The sequence below is a fragment of the Proteus sp. FZP2095 genome, from assembly GCF_023701425.1.
Taxonomy (GTDB): Bacteria; Pseudomonadota; Gammaproteobacteria; order Enterobacterales; family Enterobacteriaceae; genus Proteus; species Proteus cibarius.
In genome coordinates, this window is the sequence record NZ_JAMQBJ010000001.1 from 2,104,534 (window position 1) to 2,123,549 (window position 19,016).

Annotated in this window: 14 protein-coding genes and 2 pseudogenes; 1 reads left to right on the forward strand and 15 read right to left on the reverse strand. The window is 38.0% G+C overall.

Annotated features, from left to right (window positions below):
- Positions 1 to 261: 261 nt before the first annotated feature.
- From NBG71_RS10160 to NBG71_RS18930, 6 genes and pseudogenes are all read right to left on the reverse strand, one after another.
- Positions 262 to 3,513, reverse strand: a complete 3,252-nt coding sequence (locus NBG71_RS10160) for a hypothetical protein (protein ID WP_156733975.1) — start codon at positions 3,511 to 3,513, stop codon at positions 262 to 264.
- A 55-nt stretch (positions 3,514 to 3,568) separates the two neighbouring features.
- Positions 3,569 to 3,906, reverse strand: a pseudogene (locus NBG71_RS10165) (tyrosine-type recombinase/integrase); the annotation flags it as partial.
- A gap of 232 nt (positions 3,907 to 4,138) precedes the next feature.
- Entirely contained in the window at positions 4,139 to 4,822 is a 684-nt protein-coding gene (locus NBG71_RS10170; RefSeq protein WP_156733976.1) for a hypothetical protein, read from the reverse strand.
- Positions 4,823 to 5,620: 798 nt separating this feature from the next.
- Positions 5,621 to 6,166, reverse strand: a pseudogene (locus tag NBG71_RS18920) (site-specific integrase); the annotation flags it as partial.
- Between the two features lie 216 nt (positions 6,167 to 6,382).
- Positions 6,383 to 6,661: a hypothetical protein gene (locus tag NBG71_RS18925; RefSeq protein WP_211838617.1), complete on the reverse strand. Its 279-nt coding sequence runs from the start codon at positions 6,659 to 6,661 to the stop codon at positions 6,383 to 6,385.
- A 3-nt stretch (positions 6,662 to 6,664) separates the two neighbouring features.
- Positions 6,665 to 6,901, reverse strand: a complete 237-nt coding sequence (locus NBG71_RS18930) for an Arm DNA-binding domain-containing protein (protein ID WP_211838618.1) — start codon at positions 6,899 to 6,901, stop codon at positions 6,665 to 6,667.
- A 230-nt stretch (positions 6,902 to 7,131) separates the two neighbouring features.
- On the opposite strand from NBG71_RS18930, the gene mutS reads away from it, so the two are divergent.
- Positions 7,132 to 9,696: a DNA mismatch repair protein MutS gene (mutS, locus tag NBG71_RS10180; protein ID WP_196563949.1), complete on the forward strand. Its 2,565-nt coding sequence runs from the start codon at positions 7,132 to 7,134 to the stop codon at positions 9,694 to 9,696.
- 115 nt (positions 9,697 to 9,811) lie between these two features.
- Here mutS and NBG71_RS10185 read toward each other — a convergent pair whose 3' ends face one another.
- The 9 genes from NBG71_RS10185 to ispD all read right to left on the reverse strand — a co-directional run bounded on the left by NBG71_RS10185 (position 9,812) and on the right by ispD (position 18,982).
- Positions 9,812 to 10,966 carry a hypothetical protein gene (locus NBG71_RS10185; protein ID WP_099660062.1) on the reverse strand — a complete coding sequence of 385 codons (1,155 nt, stop codon included), beginning with the start codon at positions 10,964 to 10,966 and terminating at the stop codon, positions 9,812 to 9,814.
- Positions 10,963 to 12,222 carry a hypothetical protein gene (locus NBG71_RS10190; protein ID WP_159242299.1) on the reverse strand — a complete coding sequence of 420 codons (1,260 nt, stop codon included), beginning with the start codon at positions 12,220 to 12,222 and terminating at the stop codon, positions 10,963 to 10,965. The genes NBG71_RS10185 and NBG71_RS10190 overlap by 4 nt, the downstream gene beginning before the upstream one ends.
- A gap of 170 nt (positions 12,223 to 12,392) precedes the next feature.
- Positions 12,393 to 13,376, reverse strand: a complete 984-nt coding sequence (gene rpoS, locus NBG71_RS10195; protein WP_075673787.1) for an RNA polymerase sigma factor RpoS — start codon at positions 13,374 to 13,376, stop codon at positions 12,393 to 12,395.
- A 687-nt stretch (positions 13,377 to 14,063) separates the two neighbouring features.
- The gene (gene nlpD / locus NBG71_RS10200; RefSeq protein WP_223672774.1) at positions 14,064 to 15,182 is read right to left on the reverse strand and encodes a murein hydrolase activator NlpD; all 1,119 of its coding nucleotides are present in this window, start codon (positions 15,180 to 15,182) and stop codon (positions 14,064 to 14,066) included.
- 153 nt (positions 15,183 to 15,335) lie between these two features.
- Positions 15,336 to 15,962: a protein-L-isoaspartate(D-aspartate) O-methyltransferase gene (locus tag NBG71_RS10205; protein WP_075673789.1), complete on the reverse strand. Its 627-nt coding sequence runs from the start codon at positions 15,960 to 15,962 to the stop codon at positions 15,336 to 15,338.
- The gene (gene surE, locus NBG71_RS10210) at positions 15,956 to 16,720 is read right to left on the reverse strand and encodes a 5'/3'-nucleotidase SurE (RefSeq protein WP_075673790.1); all 765 of its coding nucleotides are present in this window, start codon (positions 16,718 to 16,720) and stop codon (positions 15,956 to 15,958) included. Before surE ends, NBG71_RS10205 begins: the two co-directional genes overlap by 7 nt.
- On the reverse strand, positions 16,698 to 17,750 hold the full coding sequence (gene truD / locus NBG71_RS10215) for a tRNA pseudouridine(13) synthase TruD (protein ID WP_075673791.1): 1,053 nt from the start codon (positions 17,748 to 17,750) through the stop codon (positions 16,698 to 16,700). Before truD ends, surE begins: the two co-directional genes overlap by 23 nt.
- Positions 17,747 to 18,232 (reverse strand): 2-C-methyl-D-erythritol 2,4-cyclodiphosphate synthase, encoded by a 486-nt coding sequence (ispF, locus tag NBG71_RS10220; RefSeq protein ID WP_075673792.1) that lies wholly within the window; start codon positions 18,230 to 18,232, stop codon positions 17,747 to 17,749. The genes truD and ispF overlap by 4 nt, the downstream gene beginning before the upstream one ends.
- A gap of 3 nt (positions 18,233 to 18,235) precedes the next feature.
- A complete protein-coding gene (gene ispD, locus NBG71_RS10225; protein ID WP_075673793.1) occupies positions 18,236 to 18,982 on the reverse strand; it encodes a 2-C-methyl-D-erythritol 4-phosphate cytidylyltransferase in 747 nt (248 codons plus the stop codon).
- Positions 18,983 to 19,016 lie beyond the last annotated feature (34 nt).

Sequence of the window (19,016 nt, forward strand, 5' to 3'; positions counted from 1 at the left end):
GTGCATTTTATCACCGTTAATTTATATGACAACATAGAACACCTTTCTAGTTAAAAATTTTGCAGCACAATGTTGTTTCATTTCCGTCTTCTTTGAGCGAAAAGCGGAAGTTCAGAATGTATACTTACTTCGATGCTTGTTAAGCAATGGGGAGTAGGTCAGCAATTTATTGTGAAAGCAATAACACTAATAGTATTAGTGAAGAGGCTAAAGATTTGTTTAGAATCCCCCCCTTAAGAGGCGGTATTCTTGGCAAACATCTTATTTACTGTTTATCAATTGCAATAATGGGATCTCAGTTACATCATTAGGAATATAGGGGTCATCTTCTTTTAAATTAACCCCAATACAATCAACATCATTTAACCCAATTTCCCAAGCCCACCTAACATCTAACGTACTCATTTCTATCCCTAAACTATCTCTTTGTGGATGCTCAGGAACAATATTTTTTAACATCGCATCACATCCAAGATAGAATTTTCCACAGGCCTGATACGCAGTAAGAAATCTTTCTAGATTGACATTGCTATCAGGAGTCATCGTATTAATTCTACTGATCATTGTCATTCTTTTAGTTAATGGAGTTGTCATCATATTTTCAGATATTAGTACTCTATAATGAGTTGGGTTTTTAACTGAGATGCCCTTGACAATACAAACCCGTAATCTGGCTTTACTATCTACCAAGCCTACTGATGATATAAGATCTTTAAAAATATCCTCACCTATATCGGGGTGTTTAAATAATAGATATAATCCTGGATAACACGATTTTAATTGAGCGAAACCTACTCCTTGCCAGCGTGTTCTATCCCATAGACGAGGTTTGATTAGACTTTGTATGGAATAATCTTTATGTGTTATATTTTCGAAATTAAGTTCCTCTTCAGGCATTCTTCCTTTACCGGGTGTTGGAGCTTTTATATCCTCGATCTCCAACACTTTCGAAAATTCACTATCCCAGGATTTATCTCTTAAAAGAGGGTAAGTTTTCTTTTCAGAACTGGCGGAATAAATTTTCTTAATTTGTTGATCAATATCATTACCAAGAACATTTTCAATAGATTTGATACAGGCACCAAAACTAATTGCTCTGTCGAATGCAGCATCTTCGAAGATCATTTTTTCAATGTATTCTGTATTTTTTATAAAAAATAACTCGGGGAGAAGATTGAATACTAATCCTTTGAATTCATTAGTGATTTCTTGTTGCGCCTCGATTCTAAAATCACTTACATCAAAACCAGCGCAATTTATTGTAAGATTTAGTTTTCCACTATTGCTATTTATTTCATGTGATAAGGATAAGTCATCATCGTCATCTGCTATTACTTCAATAATTAGAAATGCTTCTTTAAGATAGATGTTGTCAATCGTACAGGTTGCAAAAGCCCCCTCTAAAAGTGATAAGACATTAGTTGAAAACTCTATAAATGGTGACCGATTCGGAAAGTTAATTTCTATAGTGCATCCAAAAATAAAAGATGTATGTACTCCTCGTTTGTCATGGTTATCTTTTATGCCCTTACTATTAAATCCTGTATCAAAGTCACGTATTTTTTGCAAGAAATCATTATGATCTTTATCGGCAGTAACTCCGTACTCACGTTCAAAATCTTCAATATAACCTAAAGCATATTTAAGACATCCCGATGATACAAAAAGGCCTAATCTATCGAGTTCATCGGGGATATTACTCTGTCGATTTATTCCCTTTAGATCAGTGTTCAAAATGAGTTGACTTATGTAAAAATCGACTTGCTGATTTTCTTTATCGCCGAACGAGCTATCACTGATATTCTCGTTAATTATTAAAAACAGTTCATACCATAAAAGAGCATGTGCTAATTTCCCTAGTTTTATTTCTGTTAGACATAAATTATAATAAATTTCAGCCTGCTTTAAAGATATCTCATCATACTTCCAGAAGTTATCTGTAATCAAAGAAGCGGATAGAAGCAAGCATGAACGTGAACTCCATAGCAATCCAATGGATTCGTAAGCATAAGCAATAGCTTTTGATGCTAATATAAATTTATCTCGTGATTCCTCTTTATAGAGTGGAATAAAAGATTTTCCTAAATACTTGATTGCCTGATAAGGGTGACCATTTTGAAGCCTCTTTATACCTCTTCGCAGATTTAATAATGCCCCTTTAACTTCACCACCTCTAACAGCAGATTGCTCAGTCATATAGTCTAATAAATTTTCATATGCATCTACATTGAAAAAAATGTCATCTAGTTCGTTCAAAAGTTGGAAGTTTTTCTCAAACGGATAGCCTATTAAATTCCCACTATTTTTAAAAATTTCATATAACTCTTCAAATACAACCGAAGCATCTTCTACATCTGAAAACGTTATCAGTTTATAAATGGCTTTGTGAGTTCTCGCTGTGAGCGCATTACTGGGACGTGAATCATCGTCAGCTATCTCATCTAGTTTGGCGAGCATGTTACGTTCAATATTCTCAATGTCGATTGTATATGTTGCGTTGTTAAGTCTAATATAACTTTTATGAACGGTTATTAAATTTAAAACTTTTTCCCATTTTGAGGAATTAGTTGATGATGCTATACTTTCATACGCTAATTGAAGATTTTCTTCGAAGAGATTAAAATCTTCCATCCAAAAATGGGACTTCCAGGCGTATTGATAATACGCATCTAGCAATTGTTGATTAGTCCCGAATTTTTTTGAGATTTTTATAGCTCTTTCAAATAGACCTTGTGTTTCAATTAGTGGTTTCTCAAGTTCAGCGCTTAACTCTGCAATTACTAAAAATATATCTACTTGTTCATATGAAATTTCAGCAGGGTTTATTTTCTCTCTAATATACTCGGTTAATTCTTCATATTTTTTATGCTTCTTATAATCATTTTCTCCAAAAATAACTTCTCTTTTATATTGTGTTGGAACTGACAATGAATCAATAACCAATTGCTCAAAATGGTTTTTGTAAATTTGATCTAATAGCCAATTAATATCTAATATACGGACATCTATTCCAGTTTTTGTTTTTAGTGTATCCTCGGCCTCTGAACGAATATTGGACTTTGCAGATTGATTCGTTATGCAAAATACTTTAGTATACCCACGCTTTGTTTCTTTTATCTTAAGTACATCTTCATGACATTTTTTCTTCCAGTCTTTACGTGTACTTACCGCAAAGGCCCAACGTTCTTTATTTGATGTATCATTAACACCTTCGAACCAAAGAAGCTTATTCTGTTCCGAAACAGGGTATGTTTGTGTGTCAGTTTTACCATCCCCCCCTGCTACAGGACCAGTCTGTTCAAGGAGATTAGGGCAAATTATTTTTTCACATATTTTTTTTGCAAAATCCTCGAATTGTAATTCTTGATTTCTTGTATTTAGCGTAGAGAGGAAGTGTTCCAGTACAACTCTATCTAAAGTACCAGTCTCTCTGATTGTTGAATCAGAAAATTTTTCAGGGCGACGGCGCCTTAGGAATTCTTTAGATGAAAATTTGGTTTTCTGTACATTCACGATTGTGGCGCTCCTCTTGCTATCAACAATAAACCTTTGTATGCATCAACTAGATTTATTGTTCATACTGCTTTTTTTGAAGAAAAAATTGCGGAAGTTTATTTCTAGACAAGCTATCTATGTAATCACTATACCACTGCATCATCTGTTGTCTCCCTTCCAAATACTGTGCATGATTGTAAGCCCCGTGTAATAGCGTTCTGATCCACATGTGCAAGCTGTGTTTCGATCCATGCAGAGTTGAATCCTTCTTCGTGCAGAATGGTACTCAATGTGTGACGAAAACCATTCCCCCGTCAGCCTTCCTTTTTATCCTAATAGCTCAATTACCTGATTAATGCTTTCCTTTGAGATCGGCTTAGTACGATCATTACGTCCAATGAATGCGATCGGAGATATGCACCTAATCTTATAACATCGTGTTTTCTATGTCCGTTTCTGGCACAAAACGAACATTCCTTGACGCCCTGTCAGGGAAACTCAACTGGACGTTCAGGTGATTCTGTCCATTATAGTCATAAAAAAGCCCCCCCCCGGAGGGACGGCTATAAACTCGCCAGTTAACAAGCTGATTTTACCGCTTACGCGGTTCTGTCGTTGCGGTGTTCGCTGACTCACTGCGCCTTTACAGTTTATCGCTTATGAATCCATGAGCCTTAAATGTCCTGACAAAATCCTCATAACGCGCAATCATCACCCCCGATGTTTCACGCACATTTTGCTGATGAAAGCGGAAGTTTGCCTCCGATTCAACACTCTTACTCTTCCAGTCATGGGGAAGGCTTAGCATCACTGGCTTTCTGTTCGGGTAATCAACACTCATAAACGGTAGCGTACTATCTACGTATGCGGTCATAGCGTCCAAAAAAGCGTCCTTCGCACCATTCACTTCAGTATTGAATAACCGATACTTTTCACCGCTAAATTTTTCAGCTTTTTCAATGTTTAAGCAAACATCTTGCCGTATACCGCTCAGGTAGCTCTGCTCAACCCATTGAGTAGTATCCTCATAAGGCAGCAATTCAAGAATCTGGTCGATGATCTTCAGATCATGTTCATCTTGCTTTTTTTTTACAAGGTCCTCAGCAGATTCATTGGATGTGTGGTAAACGTTGGTGGTCTGATTAATATCCCGCCCAGCCTGGTTCACATCACCCTCGGTTTTCTTTGCCTTCTGTTTGATGTTGTTTTGCTGTCTGATTCTATATGTAACACCGCCCCCAATACCAAACAGTGCCAGTACGCCGACTAATAAGCTAAAATAGGTAGCTGCGTCTGTACCAAAATGTGCATTAAGCCATTCAGTCATTTGAACTATGTCCTTACAGTGTGAGTAAGGATTATAATAACAGAGCTAACTTGCGCAGTAACGAAAAAAGGCAGGGGAGGTAACCCCCCTGCCTTTAATCAAGGTCCTTCATCCCTTACGGGCGTCCGGTCAGTTGCTTGATGGCAACGATAATCTGCAAACCAGCTAGCATTATCTGCATCACCAGTAAGACTGTTGTTAGCGTTATCACTTCGACGTCTCCTCTTCCAGGAGAGCACCACACGTAGTAAGTGCTTTTGGTTCTCCCCCCTCACTCCGCATACCATTAGTTAGCAGGTACAAGCAGCACTCTTTTGTGTGGTCAGCAAACAGGACAGCACTGGACTGACGCCTTGAGCTTTAATATTTCTTTCCGATCCATACAACTAGGTCTGTTAAAAGCCCCTAGAACGAATTCTACAGAGATGGCTATGGTGCAGGTTTAGGCTATAGGGCTCTTTGATGTAATCGAAGATATCCTAACGGGTCATAACGTTGGCAATGTCTGCTCCTGGCACAGAGCTGCCTGTCAGATTAAGTTTGGCTCTGTACAATAGATATATCAGGTCAAATCTGAGCTAATTTTTCTAACCTCTCTTTCTGATTATTATATTAATGTCTGGGCAACAGATATAAATCCGTTGGCTCGAAACCCTTAAATAGAGGTTATTCTGGCTATACGGCAACATCCCACTTTATTAAATAGATTAAATGAGCATACCTATGATTACAACATGCAATTTTACAAAAAATCAAATTAAATTCAATGAGATATCTAAAAAATCACGGATTGATGTGTTAAACTAAGTTGCCCATATGATCCGCCCATTTCTGCAACCACACCTTACATTCACTATCATACTTGTATAAATTATACGTTCCTTCAATGCCGCCACGTATATGACCAAGTATCGCCTCAGCCACTTCATTAGGGCAACCTAGTTTAGCCAAACCAGTACGCATGGTACGGCGTAAATCATGAGGTGACCAATCGGGGATATCCAACATCTTGCCTTCTTTACGTAAACGCCATGCACATTCTGTTAGATACTTTTGCTGAATGGGTAACTTGGTTACTTGAGATGGAAAAAGGTATTTATCGGAGTTCATGCGCATTGATTTCAAGTAGGTGACTGCTTGCTCAGGTAATTGCACGTAGCGTTCAATGCCTGTTTTAGTTTCTTTCAAATGAATAGTACCTTTTTCTAGGTCCACATCATCCCAAGCCATTGCGCACACTTCTCCTGTTCGGCAACCTGTCCAAAGTGTTAAACGGAAAACATTTTTCACGACATTGGTATAAGCAGAACTTGGTAACCACGCTAAAAATTTCTGAAGTTCATTATCATCAAGGTAACGAGTGCCTTTATTACTCGTTAGTTTAAACTTAGCTTGCTACAAGCTCGATTTTGCCAATAAAGCTGGATTAGCGAAATTATCTTCGAAATACTCTAGACCGATTGCAAACTCATAGGCTGCCGACAGTTCACGCAATACATTACCGGCTTGAACCTTAGCGCCTCGTCCATCAATTTCACGCACAAGCTCTATCACATTTTTTCAGGTTACTTCATGAGCCATAAGCTCACCTAAAACACGAACAACATCGGCTTCAAGCATACGACGAACTTCTATTTGCCCTTTCTTCTTTCTTGAGCCAGAAATAATTCTACCGTCTTTGCCTATACGATCTTCGATACGATCAACTAAATGAAGCTCAACAAGTTCTTTTACTGTTAACTGTGTTTTTTGCGGCTGGAGTTGTTCCTGTTTTTTGTATTGCTTTTCTTCTTTCATCTCAGTCGCGGGGCATCGGCCTAATTGACGTAACTGTTTCAACTCTTATAACTTAACTCTCGCTTCACTTAATGAAGTTTGAGGGAAATTACCGATCTTTAGCTGTACAAGTTTATGTGTAACTGGGCTACTATAACGGTAGAAAAATGTCTTAATGCCTGTTGCGCCACAAAATACACGTAAACCTGTATTTTCACCTGTATCAGACCTATCTTTACTGGCAGGTTTCATTGCCTCAATGGCTTTCGTTGATAAGGGTTTTGCTGGCTGCTTTTGGCTCATCAGTGTTACCTTGTTTAGCGCTGACTATAAGATAATTAAAGATTTTTAGTGAAAAGTGTAGGTTGTCAGTTTTGTTATGCCCATTATACCATATCACCATCAACAACCTACACTTTAACCTACACTTATATATGGGATTCTGTGATATTTTATAAGATATAATGAGATCTTATGAGACAATAAAAAAACACAGAATCAAGTTAATTCAATAAGTTAATATAGATAACCCCATGACTGACAGCCAAAATTTCGAATCCCACACACCAATGATGCAGCAGTATCTTAAGATTAAAGCAGAGCATCCTGAAATCTTACTGTTCTATCGTATGGGTGACTTTTATGAACTGTTTTTTGATGATGCTAAAAAAGCCTCTCGCTTATTAGATATTTCATTAACAAAACGGGGTCAGTCCGCAGGCCAACCTATTCCTATGGCAGGTGTTCCGCATCATGCTGTTGAAAACTATCTCGCTAAATTAGTTCAACTAGGGGAATCTGTCGCTATTTGTGAACAAATTGGTGATCCTGCAACAAGTAAAGGCCCTGTTGAGCGCAAAGTTATTCGTATTGTAACGCCGGGTACTGTTACTGATGAAGCCTTACTTGAAGAGCGCCAAGACAACCTTTTAGCGGCTATTTGGCAAGATAAAAATGGCGCATTTGGTTATGCAACATTAGATATCACATCAGGGCGCTTTCGTGTTACTGAAATGCCAGATAGTGAAAGCATGATTGCCGAATTACAACGGACTCATCCCGCTGAATTACTCTATCCAGAAACTTTTGAGTCGATGGCACTAATTGAGCGCCAGCAAGGCTTGCGCCGTCGTCCTATTTGGGAATTTGAACCAGAAACAGCAAAACAACAACTGAACCTGCAATTTGGTACTCGTGATTTAACAGGCTTCGGTGTTGAAAATGCACATTTGGCACTCTGTGCTGCTGGATGCTTATTACAATATGTGAAAGATACACAACGCACAGCATTGCCCCATATTCGTAATATCACTATGGAACGCCCTCAAGATTCAATTATTTTAGATGCGGCGACTCGTCGTAATCTTGAATTAACACAGAATCTTGCAGGTGGTACCGATAACACACTCGCATCCGTACTTGATCTCTGTGTTACCCCTATGGGAAGCCGCATGCTAAAACGTTGGATACACACCCCATTACGCCAACGTGAACAACTCGTTAAACGTCAAGATGCAATTAGTGCATTACAGCCCCTCTATTTTGAACTGCAACCTTTTTTACGACAAATAGGTGATCTAGAGCGAGTCTTAGCGCGTTTAGCTCTACGCTCCGCACGTCCTCGCGATCTTTCTCGTATGCGCCATGCTTTCCAGCAATATCACGATATTCATCAAGTGCTTGAACAAGCTGATATGCCTTACATCAAAGAATTACAAAAGCGTATTAGTCAGTTCGATGAATTATGTGAATTACTCGAACATGCTATTGTTGAAACACCGCCAGTATTAGTACGTGACGGTGGTGTTATTGCCTCTGGGTATAATGCCGAATTAGATGAATGGCGTGCATTAGCCGATGGCGCAAGTGATTACCTTGATAAACTTGAAATCCGTGAACGTGAAAAATGGGGTATTGATACTCTAAAAGTTGGCTTTAATGGTGTACATGGCTATTACATCCAAGTCAGTCGCGGGCAAAGCAATTTAGTGCCTATGCACTATGTTCGTCGTCAAACATTGAAAAATGCTGAACGTTATATTATTCCTGAATTAAAAGAGTATGAAGACAAGGTATTAACTTCTAAAGGTAAAGCATTAGCTATCGAAAAAATGCTTTATGAAGAGATTTTTGAAAAGCTATTACCTCACCTGACAGCATTACAGATTAGTGCTGAGGCTTTAGCTGAAACAGATGTTCTTTCTAACCTTGCAGAGCGCGCTGAGTCATTAAATTATACTCGCCCAGAGTTGAGTGAAAAAACAGGCATTCAAATCACTGGAGGACGTCACCCAGTTGTTGAACAAGTCCTTAGTGAACCGTTTATTTCAAATCCATTACAATTAGCACCTCAACGTCGCTTATTGATCATTACAGGCCCTAATATGGGGGGTAAAAGTACTTATATGCGCCAAGCCGCATTAATTACTTTACTTGCTTATATTGGTAGCTTTGTACCTGCTGAAAAAGCCTTAATTGGCCCAGTCGATCGCATCTTTACGCGTGTCGGTGCTTCTGATGATCTTGCTTCTGGACGTTCTACTTTTATGGTTGAAATGACAGAAACCGCTAATATTTTGCACAATGCGACTGAAAATAGCTTAGTTTTAATGGATGAAATTGGTCGGGGTACATCCACTTATGACGGGTTATCTCTGGCTTGGGCTTGTGCTGAAAATTTAGCAAACCGCATTAAAGCGATGACTCTCTTTGCAACTCACTATTTTGAATTAACTACACTGCCTGAAAAACTTGAAGGCACTGCAAACATTCATTTAGATGCAGTTGAACATGGCGATACTATTGCCTTTATGCACAGCGTCCAAGAAGGCGCTGCAAGTAAAAGTTATGGTTTAGCCGTAGCATCATTAGCAGGCGTGCCCAAAGAGGTGATCCGTCGCGCTAAGCAGAAGCTAAAAGAGCTTGAAATGCTATCAGGTCATACTGGCTCTGGTCATGTTGAAACGTCACAACTGATGTTATTAACAGAAGCTGAGCCTTCTGCCATTGAATTAGCGTTAGATAAAATCGATCCTGATGCATTAACACCTCGACAAGCATTAGAACAACTCTATCGTTTAAAAGAGATGGCAAAATAAGTCATAACAAATACTAAATATTGATAGCAAAAAGGCTCTGTTTGATTTTTCAGAGCCTTTTTTATGGCTTACTTTCTAATTTTTCAAATGAAGATAATCAAAGATAAATACAACATTAATTAATTGAAGCATGGCTATATTTCAGCCGCTCACCCAATAACAATAAAGTGTCTTTATCACCATAGTTGTCAAATAAGCGAACAAATGATGATAAAGCAGGATTAAACATCATATCGTCAGTAGTTTTCTCATAAAATGTATAATCTTTTGTTTTCAATGAAAAGACTAACGTAATTTCATCATCATTACGGCCTTTATTTAAAATCAAATTATCATTACTTGCCATTAACTGATTTATATATTTATAACCACTTTCATAGAAAATCACTAAATTTCCATCAGCTTGACGTTGAACAACAGAATAGAGATCACGATAAGCATGTTGAGCAATAAAATAGATATCACCTTTAGCATTTTGGGCAACTTCTTTAACACGCAAAGGAAGCCAGCGTGTTTTTGTCACTTCTTTATTCACTAAATTTAACGTGATTTCTAACGTATTTGTTGTGTAATGGTGGTTATAAAAAATAATGAGGGAATCACCTGATAGAGCGTAATGAAATTGAGTAAACTCACCAAAATCTTCAGCGTAATATTGCTTCACCAAATCTTCTGTATTAACTGAATATTCCCAGCTTTCGCCTTCATCTAAACTTGTTAATATTGTCTTATTATCAACTAGTACTAGTTGCGATGTTGTTTGTGAAAAGAGTAATTTTCCACCAATTAGCGCTAAAGGAAAACGATAATAACCATTGTTAGTCTCTTGCCAAGGAATTAAATCTGCTACTGTAAACTCTGTTAAATCTATAGTTTGTCGTCCCTGCTCTGTAAATAAAACACATTTATCGGCAACACAATAAGCGTTATAAAAGCTACCTTGACCTTGCGATACAAAGCGCATGCCTTCTTTATCAGAAAAGTACAGTGTATATTTTCTCTGGTTATCTTGGCGATGAAGTCTGCCATAAATATCTACATCATATCGGCCACTATCAGATTCAGTTTTAATTAACATTCCGCTAGAAGCATAAAAAGTATTACGCCAATCATAGTGAGAATATGGGTATGAAGATAATTCGGAAGAGTTTTCATTTTTCCATTGCCACTTAGAGGCGAATCCATGAAAAAGTACGCCATAAAAAAGCAGTAAGCTTAAAATAAATAAACTTGTGATAATGATAAAAGGCTTACGGAAAAAAGGATTCATTGGCGCAACTCCGTAATATACAGGGGTTGTTTGCTTTCAATACATTGCTGCTGAAGTAAAAAATGGGTTTGATAACTGCTATTGCCTTTTTCTGATAACAAAATATAAAGATTTGAAAACAAGGCAGTTAAAAAAGCAATGCCACTCATAATTAAGCCATAGATAATTCCCATTCCTAAAAAACTATCACCAATAGAATACCAATCCCATTTATCCCAATAATTGCCATTATCATAAACATCAGAAATAGAGAAACTTGCAACCATTGAGAAAATAAAAACACTAATTAATGCGACTATTAACAGTGATAAACGATATGTACGCTGGTGACCAATATACATTTGTCCTGATATTGTATAAGCACCATTATCTGTATGATTATAAACCCCCAAAATAACAGGCCCTGAGTTCTTATCTTCAGCTTGCCAAAAGAACAGTTCAACATCATCACCATCAGCAAGAAACAGATTATGATCAGAATAAAATAAGCGCTCTCTATAACTTAATACGAAAGGATGATTATCAATCAGGCAGGATACTTGCATTATCACCGTCTCGCCGTTGCGGTGATGCATTTTAATTCTATTACTACTATGAATTTGTATTATTCCTCGAACTCGTTGTACTTTACTTTGCTTTATTTGAGGAAACGATTTTTTAATCACAGTCAATGAAGGTAATGGTGCTGATTTTATTCCAGTAATAATGAGGCGCTCGCCATCTGGCGCTATCAACACTTGCTTGGCGATAACTTTATCTAACGCCTTTATTCTCTTTCTATGTTTGGGTCTGGTGCGCTGAAAATAGCGATAAGCTTTTTCTCCGATATAACTGATCCCCGCCATCACTGCACCACATGCAATAACCATAGAAACAACGATAAAGAAATTCACTTCAAGATAGAGGATCGAAAAATAGCTCCAATAACCGCCAACAAGCGTCAGAATAAATGCAAGCAATAACCATTTTTGTTGTTTTGCTGTTAGCGTGAATTTTCTTTCAGGCTCAAGCCTTCCTTTTGTATCATGATAAATCCATTGCACCCAAAAACTGCCATCTTTCAATAATTCAGCACAGATTTTAAGTTCATCACCTTGTTTTAATCGTTTAAGAAAATCTTGAGAATTAGAAAAATCCTCTTCATTAAGATAGAAGTTTTTACCTGATGCTATTAATCTCACCATTCCATTCGGGGAGATTTTACTTTGGTTAAAATCGCAACGTTCTAATTTAACGTTTAAAAAATAATCTTTCATATCTTCCTTTATTACTTTCATCAGGCTAATAAGGTGCAAGACTGCATTCTTGTTTTATCGTTTTAAGTCGCATAATACAAGATAAAGAAAAGCCGATTAGTAAATCCACTAATCGGCTTTGGTAATAACAATTTGTCAATTAAAGCTATAAATAGAACAAGGATGGCTAACTATGCTTTGAAAAGTGCTTCAATACATAATCCCTGACTTTGTAGAATGTCTTTTAAGCGACGCAGTCCTTCAACTTGAATTTGACGAACTCTTTCTCTTGTTAGACCAATTTCTCTACCAACATCTTCTAAAGTTTCTGCTTCATAGCCTAATAACCCAAAACGACGTGCTAATACTTCACGTTGCTTAGGATTCAATTCAAATAACCACTTTATGATATTTTCCTTGAGGTTATTATTTTGAATTGTTACTTCCGGCCCTTCTTCATTTTCGTCAGAGATAATATCGAGTAATGCTTTATCTGAATCACCACCAATTGGGGTATCAACAGAAGTAATACGTTCGTTTAAACGTAGCATCTTACTCACATCTTCAACTGGTTTATCAAGTGTTTGTGCAATTTCTTCAACACTAGGCTCATGATCGAGTTTATGTGCTAATTCTCTTGCTGTTCTTAAATAAACATTCAGCTCTTTAACGATATGAATAGGAAGGCGGATAGTACGAGTCTGGTTCATAATGGCACGTTCAATAGTTTGACGTATCCACCATGTCGCATAAGTTGAAAAACGGAAACCTTTTTCAGGATCAAATTTTTCAACAGCACGAATAAGTCCTAAGTTCCCTTCTTCAATCAAATCAAGCAGGGCAAGACCTCGGTTTGTATAACGACGAGAGATCTTAACAACTAAACGTAGGTTACTTTCTATCATTCGTTGTCTTGAAGGAATATCGCCTCGCAACGCTCTACGGGCAAAAAAAACTTCCTCTTCAGCGGTCAGCAACGGAGAATAACCAATTTCTCCTAAATAAAGCTGAGTTGCATCGAGCGCACGCTGGTTGACTCCTTCAATAAGTTCAATTTCATCTTGAGCATCAGACTCATTTTCTGCCTCTTTTGCAGCAACTTCATCGAACTCTTCCATGTTCTCTTCAATTTCATCTGTATATAACTCGTCTACTCTTAGCGTACTTTGGCTCATCAGCTGCTCCTACCCTTGATAATTTAGGTAAACGACTCCTAATTAAAGTCTATTTACCAGTTTATCGCTGTGTCACGACACAACGGGTTTACTGATTTTCCCTTGTAACGAATTACAAAATAAAAGATAACATAATCTATTTTACTGTTAATTTTATTCTTTCTTTATTCAATATATAACTTAACTATTGAGTGCAGGTTATTAACAGTTTTTTTATTATATTTTACGTATATCTATCTATGCGTAAAATTACTCTATTTGATGTACTATTTGTGACTATTTACATCTAAAAAAACAAATAAAAATCCATAATACTAAAATAATATCCAATAATTTATATTACGTACTATTATTAAAAAGATAATCTAATAAAGAAAATACCTACCTAAACAATAGGTTGTTTTATAGTTCATCTTTTCATAACAACGAATCTTTATTCATTTTTTATATAACAATTTTTAGCATACGCATTCATTGGTTGAGAATCAACCGTCTAATTTAACGTTATCTATAATTTTATATTGACCTCTCATTTTTAATAACCTTTAAATAAGCACTTATACTTAGGTAAAATTTATTTTGTTTCAATATTTTAATTAATTACAGATAAGAAAAAGCCCTCTTCTTTTTGTAAAGGAAAGGGCTTAACTTTAGGATTATTCACTATACGTGTAAAAAATCACTTACCTATTTCTTAGGCAAATAGCTCATTGGGTTGAGTGATTTTTCTTTATAACGGATCTCAAAGTGTAGTCGGACAGAACTAGTTCCAGAGCTACCCATTGTGGCAATTTGCTGGCCTGCATTCACATTTTGTTGTTCGCGCACTAAAATGGTGTCGTTATGTGCGTATGCGCTGAGGTATTCGTCATTATGCTTAATGATAACGAGGTTACCATAACCACGTAATGCGCTACCGGCATAAACCACTTTACCCGCTGCGGTTGCAACAATTGGTGAACCTTTTGTACCACCGATATCGATACCTTTATTACCACCTGGCGCACTCGAATAGCTTTCGATGATATTACCTTGCGCAGGCCAAATCCACTTACCAGAAACCGTTGTTGGTGCTGATTTCGCTGTCGTTGTGGTATTCGTGTTGGTTGTTGGTGGCGGAGTCGTTGTTTTCGGCGGTGTTGTTGCCGGTTTAGTGATCAATGGCCCCATTGATGTGTTATTTGTCGGTTTCGTTTGAGCCGTTTGAACACCTGCACTACTTGGTTGATTGATAACAGATGTGTTCACATTTGTATTGGTTCCCGTATTAACTTGACGGTTACCAATATTCAGCACCTGCCCCACATTCAAACTATAAGGCTCTGGAATATTATTCATTGATGCCAGCTCTTTTACATCGCTATCTGTTATCCACGCGATATAGAACATGGTATCACCACGTTTTACTGTATAGGTATTACCGCTGTAATTTCCTTTAGGAATACTGTCATAATTGCGGTTGTACACAATCCGTCCAGAGCCATCAGTACTTACATTTTGCGCTGCAACAGATGTTTGAGGACGAGATTGGTTTTGAGACTGAACCATGCCTCCATTAGACGAAGCGGAGTTCACCTTAATTGAAGGAGGAGGTGACGATTGTAAGGGGGTAGTTCTTTCAATAGGCGTCGCATTACTGTTAGTCACTACAGGTGCGGTTGATACCGTATTATTTGAAGAGCTATCATTTACAGAGGTAATGGGTGCAGGACGATAAGGTGTATCTGCACAGCCTGTTAATGCAAATCCAATTACCGAACACATGATTGCCCAGCGGACATGCTTAATTGGGCTTTCTGAATTCATACTTCCTTCTCCCTTTAAAAAGGCATTAGCATCTAGCAATTTGTCGAGTTAAACAAAAAGACTGCAATTTTTTGAAAATGTTTCATTTATTAGTGCAGATTACGACAAGCTATTAAAAAGCAGTAATAAAAAACGGTCAGATTTATCTGGAAGTTATGCTAACTCGCCTGCAATTAAAGGTACAAATCTAACTGTTTCTATAGATTGGTAGTGAAAATCATTACCTAAACGTCGGATAAACTTCAGTATTTGTTGTTGTTCACCGACAGGTATTATCATCCTGCCACCATCGGCTAACTGCATCAATAACTGTTGTGGTACTTCTGTTGCACATGCTGTCACTATTATGGCATTAAACGGCGCTTTTGATGACCACCCCTCCCATCCATCACCGTGGCGTGTCGAGATGTTATGTAAATCAAGATGTTTAAAACGTCGTTTAGCTTGCCATTGCAATATCTTTATACGCTCAACAGAACTAACATGATGGACTAAATTTGCTAATACTGCAGTTTGATATCCCGAGCCTGTACCAATTTCTAATACAGAATCGGTACTTTGTAATTCTAGTAGTGTTGTCATTTTGGCAACAATATAAGGCTGTGAAATAGTTTGCCCATTGCCAATAGGCAAAGCTGTATTTTCGTAAGCCTTATGAGAAAGCGCTTCATCAATAAAAAGCTCTCTAGGTACTTTACTCATTGCTTCCAACAGGCTCTCATCCTTGATGCCATGCTGTTTTAACATTGTCAGTAAGTCTTTCATTGACCGACTTAACATGTTTTTTTGACCTCTGCTTTATTTAACCAATTTTGTAGTAAATCAAGTGCTTTATACGCTGTTAAATCAACATGCAATGGAGTTATCGAAACATAACCTTCATCAACAGCAGCAAAATCTGTATCAGGACCTACATCATTTTTTTCACCTGGAGGCCCAATCCAATAAAGACTATTTCCTCTAGGATCGGTATGCGTATAAACATGTTGTGATGCATGACGACTACCACAGCGTGTAATACGGAAACCTTTTACTTCATCAATAGGAATATCAGGTACGTTAATATTGAGAATATTTCCGGCTCTTAAAGGTACTTGTTGTAACATTGCCAAGACTTCACAAGTTACTTGAGCAGCTGTCTCAAAGTGCGTTTCACCATCAAGTGAAACAGCAATGGCTGGTAAACCTAAAAAACGCCCTTCTGTTGCTGCAGCAACCGTACCTGAATAAATAACATCATCACCCAAATTAGGGCCATGATTAATACCAGAAACCACAATATCAGGACGAGGACGCACTAAATGATTTACACCAAGATAAACACAATCTGTTGGTGTACCCTCAACAATCGCAATATCCCCGTTCTCAAGCTCTTGTTTGCGTAGAGGTCTGTCGATTGTTAAAGAGTTAGATGCAGCACTACGATTGCGATCGGGTGCAACAATTTGTACATCATAACGCTGGCGCAATGCTTTAGCGAGGGTCTGTATCCCCTTCGCCATCACACCATCGTCATTACTCACCAATATTTTCAGCATCATCATTCCCTAATAAAATTAATTCACGTACAACGCTAGTTGCAAAGCTTCCTGCAGGTAAAAAGAATGACAGAGAAACAGTGGTGTCGTCTACCCAATTCCATGACATATTTTCTGGTAATACATTGATAGCACGTCTTGTATTATCAACGCGTTCTTGTCGAGCCAACGACCAGAAGGCTTCATATTCTGCCAGATTTTTCGTTTCAAAATCTAATGCTTGTGATTGTGTACCTAAATCACCTTTACCTGGTAAAGGTGCAGTAATATGAACATCATGCTCTTCATAACGAGTTTGTGTTTGAGCCAGTTCAGCTTCATCAACAACAAACCAGCTACCTCGCCCATGAAGTTGCATTGCATCACCGAGTACCACTTTTGAATATAAATCACATTCTAATCTTTTGCTGACAATATGATTAAACATCGCACTACGGGCCGCGGAGAGATAAAAGCTACGCTTTCCTCGTTCTTTTACGCGGATTTCGTCTGTTGCCCAACGCATGGCTTGTCGTAAATTATCACCATTACGACCAAATCGTTGAGCACCAAAATAGTTAGGGATACCTTTTGCTTTTATTTGCGCCAAACGAGCATCAACAAAATTGCGATCAGAAATATCTCGTAGCACTAATGTAAAGTGATTACCTTTTAGTGTTCCTATACGTAATTTACGTTGCTGGCGAGTCGTTTCTAGAATTTCACAACCTTCTAAAGCGAGCTGGCTGAAATCAGGCATCTCTTTACCCGGCATACGCAGACAAAACCATTGTTCAGTCACTGCATTTCTGTCTTTTAGACCGGCGTAACTGGCATCACGAGGATGGATCCCAACAAATTTTGCTAATTTTTCAGCAACAAAAGCTGTATTACAACCTGTTTTTCTGATTTTCACCATGACATGCTCGCCTTCACCATCCAGGGTGAAGCCAAGATCTTCACAGACAATAAAATCTTCAGGAATTGACTTTAATAAACCTGTTGCTTGTGGTTTTCCATGTAACCAATGGAGTTCGGGTAAATCACTCATTCAGGTAATAACTCTTTCATTAGTAAAACAACGGCTTCACAGGCAATGCCTTCTTTTCTACCGACAAATCCAAGCTTTTCTGTTGTGGTCGCTTTCACATTGATGTCATCAACGTGACAATGAAGATCTTCTGCGATATTGACGCGCATTTGTGGTGTATGAGGTAGCATTTTTGGTGCCTGAGCAATGATTGTGACATCTAAATTACCAATTCGGTAACCTTTTGCTCTTACGCGTGAGAAGGCTTCACGAAGGAGTACGCGACTATCTGCACCTTTGTATGCAGGGTCGGTATCAGGAAACAATGTGCCAATATCACCCATTGCCATTGCACCTAAAATAGCATCGGTAACCGCATGTAAAACTACATCACCATCAGAGTGAGCTAATAGCCCTTGTTCATAAGGAACTCTGACACCGCCAATAATAATAGGGCCTTCACCGCCAAATTTATGTACGTCGTAACCGTGTCCAATTCTCATTTATTATGTGTTCCTTATACTGGTGATTTGGCGTGAGAGGAAAAACTCTGCAAGCGCTAAATCTTCTGGCTGAGTAACTTTGATATTATCTGCACGACCTTTAACCAATAAAGGTTCATATCCAGCAAACTCCATCGCTGAGGCTTCATCAGTGATCGTTGCTTTTTGAGAGAGTGCATTTTCTATATTTTGTTTTAATAACAATGCAGGAAAGAATTGTGGCGTTAAAGCATGCCATAGCGTTGTTCTTTCTACTGTTTGTTCAATATGGTTATCTTGGTGATAACTACGTTTCATTGTATCGCGAACCGGTGTCGCAAGAATGCCACCACAAAAGTGGGGTTCCATCACGTTTTCATCAATGAGTTTAATTAGATGGTCAAGATCGCCAAAATGTAGGCAAGGTCTTGCTGCATCGTGAACTAATGCCCATGTGTTTTCAGGAAAATGTTGAGTGACATATTCTAAACCTGACAATACGGAGTCAGCGCGTTCACCACCACCATCAACCGTAATTATTCTTTTATCTTGTGCTAAAGATAAAGTGTGAAAGTAGCTGTCATTAGGGCTGATTGCCACGATAATTTGCGTTATACGTGGGTGTTTCAATAAGGCATTAATGGTATGTTCAAGAATAGTCAATCCACCAATCTTCAAATATTGTTTTGGGCAGACTGATTGCATTCGACTTCCGATGCCGGCTGCCGGAATAACGGCAACAATAGGAAGAGTAGAGTTTGTTATATTCATTATGATATTTGTATCAGGACACACTATTAATTCA

Coding starts and splice junctions, on each gene's coding strand:
- nlpD (WP_223672774.1), bottom strand. CDS start 15,182: ATGAATTCAGAAAGCCCAATTAAGCATGTCCGCTGGGCAATCATGTGT.
- rpoS (WP_075673787.1), bottom strand. CDS start 13,376: ATGAGCCAAAGTACGCTAAGAGTAGACGAGTTATATACAGATGAAATT.
- NBG71_RS10190 (WP_159242299.1), bottom strand. CDS start 12,222: ATGAAAGATTATTTTTTAAACGTTAAATTAGAACGTTGCGATTTTAAC.
- NBG71_RS10170 (WP_156733976.1), bottom strand. CDS start 4,822: ATGACTGAATGGCTTAATGCACATTTTGGTACAGACGCAGCTACCTAT.
- surE (WP_075673790.1), bottom strand. CDS start 16,720: ATGCTGAAAATATTGGTGAGTAATGACGATGGTGTGATGGCGAAGGGG.
- NBG71_RS10205 (WP_075673789.1), bottom strand. CDS start 15,962: ATGTTAAGTCGGTCAATGAAAGACTTACTGACAATGTTAAAACAGCAT.
- NBG71_RS10185 (WP_099660062.1), bottom strand. CDS start 10,966: ATGAATCCTTTTTTCCGTAAGCCTTTTATCATTATCACAAGTTTATTT.
- mutS (WP_196563949.1), top strand. CDS start 7,132: ATGACTGACAGCCAAAATTTCGAATCCCACACACCAATGATGCAGCAG.
- truD (WP_075673791.1), bottom strand. CDS start 17,750: ATGAGTGATTTACCCGAACTCCATTGGTTACATGGAAAACCACAAGCA.
- ispD (WP_075673793.1), bottom strand. CDS start 18,982: ATGAATATAACAAACTCTACTCTTCCTATTGTTGCCGTTATTCCGGCA.
- ispF (WP_075673792.1), bottom strand. CDS start 18,232: ATGAGAATTGGACACGGTTACGACGTACATAAATTTGGCGGTGAAGGC.
- NBG71_RS18930 (WP_211838618.1), bottom strand. CDS start 6,901: ATGAGCCAAAAGCAGCCAGCAAAACCCTTATCAACGAAAGCCATTGAG.